Annotated in this window: 3 protein-coding genes; all 3 read right to left on the bottom strand. The window is 36.2% G+C overall.

Going from position 1 to position 3,993, the window contains the following annotated elements; all coding sequences use genetic code 11:
- Positions 1-411: 411 nt before the first annotated feature.
- The 3 genes from EV213_RS20470 to EV213_RS20460 all read right to left on the bottom strand — a co-directional run bounded on the left by EV213_RS20470 (position 412) and on the right by EV213_RS20460 (position 3,905).
- A complete protein-coding gene (locus EV213_RS20470; protein WP_133582426.1) occupies positions 412-1,545 on the bottom strand; it encodes a hypothetical protein in 1,134 nt (377 codons plus the stop codon).
- Between the two features lie 31 nt (positions 1,546-1,576).
- The gene (locus EV213_RS20465) at positions 1,577-2,938 is read right to left on the bottom strand and encodes a vWA domain-containing protein (RefSeq protein WP_133582425.1); all 1,362 of its coding nucleotides are present in this window, start codon (positions 2,936-2,938) and stop codon (positions 1,577-1,579) included.
- 628 nt (positions 2,939-3,566) lie between these two features.
- Positions 3,567-3,905 carry a hypothetical protein gene (locus EV213_RS20460; RefSeq protein WP_133582424.1) on the bottom strand — a complete coding sequence of 113 codons (339 nt, stop codon included), beginning with the start codon at positions 3,903-3,905 and terminating at the stop codon, positions 3,567-3,569.
- Between the last annotated feature and the right edge of the window lie 88 nt (positions 3,906-3,993).

Raw genomic sequence — 3,993 nt, 5'->3', positions numbered from 1 at the left:
ATCCATTGTAAAGGGTTTTTTCATTGTATAACGACTTGTTTATTGAACATTCTTTGTATTTTTAATGATCAGTACCTTTTAATGCAACGCTAGTGATTATTTCTAATGCTTTATCTAGAGATAAAGGTCTTAAATTAGATTTCTGAACCACTAAATAACCAGAAACATTTGTTGAATAGAATTTGAGATACACTATAATTAAATATTCTTCATAATCCGTTCGATAAGAATACTTTTCTACAATACATCTTTCGAAAACTCGCCGATATTGCTTCAACAAAGGCTTTATTTCTTTCATCTATGATCACCGCCATGCCCCTAAACCATAATTATTCTAATCATCTCATGTCATGATCTTCATACAGAACTCCTGCCCTACTAGGCAGGAGATGCGCGTCTCCTGTTTCTGATCTAAACCATTTGCTCCCCACTGAACAAATCCAACACTGCACCAAATGTTACAAAGAGGGCCCTCACAGGAGCAGAAGTAGGTCCTTGGATAAACATAGGCACTTGAGCGAACGTTTGCATATTCCCTCCGAAAAAGACACTACCATCAATGTTTATTGGAGCACTGTTCTTTGCTTCAACAGGATCATTGTGCGTTGTGTTATCAGAACCATTGTTCGTTGTTTCAAAAATGATATCGAAAGAATGAACTTTAATGCGACCACCAAAATGTTCTTCTCGAAAGGATAGGATCTCTTCTACTGTCTCCTTCCTTTGCTCCTCAATGGTTTCAACTGTATTCTTCCGTATATCCAAGTACTCTGTGATTGACGCTTCATGCAACTGATTAAGTGTCTCAACCGTGTTGTTCCTAGTTTCAAGGAGGTCCTTTTGACTTAACGCAAAGAGTTCTGTCAACTTCTGCTCAGCTTGTTGTTGACTTAGGTCCCCCCGATCATATTTATACATGATACTATTCAGGTAATCTTTATCCGTACCATGATCCAGCTCTTGCATCGTGCTGTTTAAATAATCGGCATCCACGGTATGATCGTAATCCATCATCACACTATTTAAATAGTCAGGATCTACGGCATGGTCATAGTCCATCATTAAGCTGTTTAAATAGTTGGGATCAATCGCATGTGCAAAGCTTTGGTGGGCACTTCTAAGATAATCTTCATCGACTTCGTGATCATATTCACTCATAGGACTGTTTAAATAATTGGGATCGATTTTGTCGCTATACGTCTCAAGCTCATCCGTTTCACCATGCGTCGCCTTCAGATTTTCATAATCTTCTTGAAACAAATCATTTAAATATGCCCAATCTTTCTCAAATAACTCATCCAGACGCTCCCCTTGTTCAGTGGCTTGCTGAAGAAATTGTTGGTACTGAGAATCATACGCCTCCAGATCTAGGTCATATTGCTGTGTGAACTTTTGCTCCAATGACTCGTAAAGGTCACGGGCACCATTTACGGATATTGAATTACTCTCAGCTTGTCCGATTGAAGGAAAAGCGGTAAAACAAAGGATTCCTGTAGCAACCAAGACTATATTGGTAAGCTTATGTATCATAGGTTTTTTACTCATCAACTATCACTCCTTATTCTTTGTTCTAATTTCAAGAATTCTCCTCATACTTTCCAAAGATTTCCTTATATTCCTCGACCGTCAAGTTTTGACTTTCATTGAATAGATCGCTAAACAAATCTTGACCTAAGTTAAAGGGGATTAAAAACCTCTCAGAATTGATTGTATTTAATTTATGCAAAGTCTGGTCATTAATTTTACCCGATTCATTCAGGTGATTAAGTGCAAATTTTATATTATCTCTTTCCCGAAAGTTCGTTTCTTGCCATTCTTCTCTCGCTTCTGTAATTTCCATTAATCTCTCGCTTGATTCTTCGCTGTTATGCCCAAGTGCTGCACCTTTCCATTGTATCCATTTGTCAGAGATGTCTTTAAGTCTATTAAATTGATCATTTAATGATTCTTTGTCATGTACGTATGCGAAAGAGCCATCGCTAGCGTTTGCGATATCTCTTAACTGCTGCTCTCCTTCTTCATCTACATTAAACCCAATGATATTAACAATGGGATCAATATTTGACTCTTGAAGTTCTTTAGCTTCTTTAACTGGATCTCCGTCGCACGTTCCAATTCCATCACTTACGAGAAAGATAATATTGGTGTTTTCTTCACCGTTAAAAGTTTTCAAATCATCCTTTGCATCTTGCAGTGCTTTGGCCAAAGGAGTCCACCCCGCTGGTTGAAATTCTTCTAATGCTGCTTCCAATTTCGACTTATCATATGGTTGAATCTCGTATAGAAGTTCACTACTCTCACAAGATTCAACTTTATCTTCAAAAGCTGTTGTTCCTTCATGACCATAGACACGCAATCCGACATTTGCTTCATTCGGTAGCATTTGCGCAAAGTCCTCAATTGAATTTTTTGCTAGCTCCATCTTGGATTGGCCATCCACTTTTTCTATCATACTTCCACTAGTATCAAGTACGATTTCAACGTTGAGATTTGGTTTTAATTGAAATTTCCCATCATAAATTGTAGGTGGTTCAATAGGATTAAATGGTTCATTTTCTAATGGCCTCTCATATTCCTCGGAGAACATCAATAATAACTTATAATAATACCTGTGCAACTCTTCTTCAGATGGTTCTTCTCCTAGACTTTTAAACGCTTCCAACTCTTTAACAATAGCTTCTCGGTTATCTTCATAGCTTTGTCCCGCATATGTACCTTTTGTACTCTCAAGTATTTCTTCTAATCCATTCGGGAATATAGTTTCTTGCAATTTCTTATCTTCATTCTCGCGATTGTTAGAATCATCCTGTTTCGTATCCTCAACTTTTACTGACCCCACACTATTTTGTGTTGCAGGAATCACTTCATCGTTACAACCGCTAAGAAAAAGTAAAAAAATAAAAAATGGATAGAGATACATTTTATTCAGATGTAACATGGATCTCCTCTCTTTCACAAAAGCAGTTGGTAGAATTGTGTATTGGTATTTATCAATCACCTGGTATTTAACTCAAGCTTCCATTGGTACCAATTATTATCACAGGAATATTTATCCTTCAAGCCTCAAGTGTATAAAAGTGCGTTTTTCTACGAAAATAGATCTATAGTCCCTGTATAGATTTTTGATAATTTATATATATATACCTAAATATCATCTAGTTATGAAACTAATTGCACAACTGAAATGGTCCGAATAAACGTCATTAGTAGAAGCCAAGCGACCAAGCAAAAAATCACTTTGTATAGATTTATTATTCTGTCAAATAAACCAAAACCACCTCTACTAATGAAACAATGCGTCTCAATTTAATGGTATTCTGTTAACTCGTTCTCGATAAAACACACTATTTAGATACTTATAACCAGATGCTTTTTCAACATTACTCCCTTTCTACCCATAAATTTACTGCATGAAACTTTTGAACTATTTATTTTTTTGAATTTTTAACGTTGCTAGTATATACGATCTTCAATCGAAAAAGTTCCGTTTAATTCTCAGCCAAGGACATCGCTGCATTTAATTCAAATGATCTTCCGCTCAACCTATTATCGGAACCTCCTCAGAGTTAACCCCTGGGGTTCCTTAGTGTTTTAAGATTCTCTATAGCAATTGGATCTTCAGTATTATAAAAAGAGGCATCATTATGAACAGCCTCTCCCCAAACTTCCCAATCATCTTTAAAGCTTTTTGGCGTTTTATTCAGCGAAACCATTTTTCCTAGATAATGCATTAGAGACACTAAGTTAAAAAAACTCCCAGGAGCCTCTACAAATAATCTAAGGAAGCTTTTCTGAATAACGGCTCTTTGCTCATACGAATCAAATTGTTGTTTATAATAATCGTAACGCAATTTATTTATAGGTAATTTTGCATAAAAAATTTTTTCGTTTTCTTCATGGCTCAACGCCATAATCAGTGCTTGACAATATAACTTTCTCTAAGTAATAGAAAAACATCTGCCATTCCTGTAAAGTTGTAAGTCCGACCAAACA

It is taken from the genome of Aureibacillus halotolerans, assembly GCF_004363045.1.
Classification (GTDB): domain Bacteria; phylum Bacillota; class Bacilli; order Bacillales; family DSM-28697; genus Aureibacillus; species Aureibacillus halotolerans.
The sequence above is the reverse complement of the archived record's forward strand: the minus strand, read 5'-3'. Positions and strand labels throughout refer to the sequence as shown.

Coding starts and splice junctions, on each gene's coding strand:
- EV213_RS20470 (WP_133582426.1), bottom strand. CDS start 1,545: ATGAGTAAAAAACCTATGATACATAAGCTTACCAATATAGTCTTGGTT.
- EV213_RS20465 (WP_133582425.1), bottom strand. CDS start 2,938: ATGTTACATCTGAATAAAATGTATCTCTATCCATTTTTTATTTTTTTA.